Origin of the sequence: Streptomyces sp. NPDC057428 (assembly GCF_042803195.1) — a bacterium.
In the GTDB taxonomy this organism is placed as follows: Bacteria; Actinomycetota; Actinomycetes; order Streptomycetales; family Streptomycetaceae; genus Streptomyces.
Genome location: NZ_JBHVCT010000225.1, coordinates 1 through 1,392, shown reverse-complemented (window position 1 = coordinate 1,392; position 1,392 = coordinate 1). Strand labels below are relative to the sequence as shown.

Here is a 1,392-nt window from a genome sequence, read left to right as displayed (position 1 = left end):
CGTCGAGCGGTCGCGGGTATGAGGGCGGCCGCCACGGCGGCGACGGCCAGAGCGCCGGCCAGCAGCGTGAAGCCATGTGTATAGCCGGACTCCGCGGGCAGTCCGCCCGGGCCGAGGTCGGAGGTGACGATGCTGGACATCAGTGCCGCGCCGACGGCACCACCGATCGTCCGGATGTTCGCGTTCATACCGCTCGCGACCCCGGTCTGGGACGCGGGTACGGCGGAGACGATGAGACTGGACATCGTGGCGAAGGCCAGTCCGAAGCCCACTCCGAGTACTCCGGTGCCGACGTACAGCTGCCACTTGTCGGTGTGCGCGAAAGCGAGCCAGAGCATGGCCAGGACGGCGATAACACACCCGGCCAGCACCACCGTCTTGTCGCCGATCCGGTGGGCGAGCTTCCCCGCCACCAGCCCGAGGACGAACGTCATGAGGGTGAGTGGCAGCAGGATCAGTCCGGCCTGGGTGGTACCGGCGCCGAAGCCGTAGCCCACGGAGGCGGGTGTCTGGACGAATTGCGGCACGAACGCGAAGGCACCGTACAGGCCGGCGCCGAACAGGAGCGACACGAGGTTGGTGGTCCACACCGCGGGCAGCCGCATCATCCTCATGTCGATCAGGGGCGCGGCAGCCCGCCGTTCGACCTGGACCCAGGCGACGGCGAGGACAACGGCAGCGGTGATCAGGCCGATGGTCCGGCCGGAACCCCAGCCCCACTTCGGAGCCTCACTGAATCCGACCAACAGGGCCACGAGCCACGCCGACAGCAGCAACGCCGGCTGCCAGCTGATCCGCCCAGGGGTCCGTACCGGCGACGGCGGGATCAGGAAGTGGGCTGCGAGCGCCGCGGCGAAGGTGACGATCATCGGTAGCCAGAACAGCCAGCGGTAGCCGAGGGCGTTCACGATCGGACCCGCCAGCACGATACCGAAGCCGCCGCCGACCGCGGTGAGGGACGCGAGCAGTCCGACGGCGCCGGAGACCTTCTCCCTGGGGAACTCGTCGCGCACGATGCCGAAGGCCAAGGGCAGCACACCACCGCCGATGCCCTGTACCGCCCGCGCGATGATCAGCAAGGTGATGTTGCCCGCGAGGGCGGCCAGGAGCGAGCCGAGGCCCAGCGCGACGAGGGTGGCGACGAACACCCTCTCCTTGCCTATGACGTCCCCGATACGGCCCATGATCGGCGTGAAGACCGACGCCGAGAGCAGATAGGCGGTCAGCACCCACGTCACCGTGTCCTGGGAGGTGTGCAGATCTGCCTGGATGGTCGGTAGCACAGGTGTGACGAGCGACTGGAGCAGCGCGTATGCGCCGACCCCGGCTGTCAGCACCGTGAAGGTCACCTGATGGTGTGCGCGCCGCACCTCGGACGCCATGGAACTCCCT

At 68.7% G+C, this 1,392-nt stretch carries 1 protein-coding gene; it reads right to left on the bottom strand.

The annotated features are described in order from the left end of the window. Nucleotides 1-1,382, bottom strand: a 1,382-nt coding sequence (locus ACFU5K_RS31900) for an MFS transporter (RefSeq protein ID WP_384068241.1), incomplete at its 3' end; no start/stop codon positions are given. Between the last annotated feature and the right edge of the window lie 10 nt (nt 1,383-1,392).